At 65.7% G+C, this 792-nt stretch carries 1 protein-coding gene; it reads right to left on the bottom strand.

The window, feature by feature from the left end; translation table 11 throughout:
• Nucleotides 1-792: helicase-related protein (locus tag EN780_RS35850; protein WP_128276578.1), on the bottom strand; the 792-nt coding region annotated here is incomplete at both ends.

Here is a 792-nt window from a genome sequence, read left to right as displayed (position 1 = left end):
GCGCATAGGCGCGCACCTTGGAGCGACCGACGCGGCCGCGCAGCTGGTAGAGCTGCGACAGGCCGAACATGTCGGCGCGATGGATGATCAGCGTGTTGGCGGTCGGGATGTCGAGACCGGACTCCACGATGGTCGTCGACAGAAGCACGTCGTACTGGCCGTCGTAGAAGGCGTTCATGATGTCGTCGAGCTCGCCCGGCGGCATCTGGCCGTGCGCCACCGCGACTTTCAGCTCCGGCACCGATTGCTTCAGGAAATCATGGATCTCGGCGAGATCGCTGATGCGCGGCACGACATAGAAGGAGTGGCCGCCGCGATAGCGCTCGCGCAGCAGCGTCTCGCGGATGACCAGCGGATCGAAGGGCGAGATGAAGGTGCGCACCGCCATGCGGTCGACCGGCGGCGTGGCGATCAGCGACAGTTCGCGCACGCCGGTCAGGGCGAGCTGCAACGTGCGCGGGATCGGCGTCGCCGACAGCGTCAGCACATGCACGTCGCTCTTCAGGTCCTTCAGCCGCTCCTTGTGCTTGACGCCGAAATGCTGCTCCTCGTCGATGATCAGCAGGCCGAGATTCTTGAACGAGATCGCCGACCCCAGCAGCGCATGGGTGCCGACGACGATGTCGACCGTGCCCTCGGCGATGCCTTTCTTGGTTTCGGCCAGTTCCTTGGAGCCGACCAGCCGCGAAGCCTGCGCGACGCGGATCGGCAGGCCGGAGAAGCGCTGCGAGAAGGTCTTGAAGTGCTGGCGCGACAGCAGCGTCGTCGGCACCACCACCGCGACCTGGAAAC

Origin of the sequence: Mesorhizobium sp. M4B.F.Ca.ET.089.01.1.1 (assembly GCF_004022605.1) — a bacterium.
GTDB lineage: Bacteria > Pseudomonadota > Alphaproteobacteria > Rhizobiales > Rhizobiaceae > Mesorhizobium > Mesorhizobium abyssinicae.
This window is presented reverse-complemented; position numbering and strand designations above follow the sequence as displayed.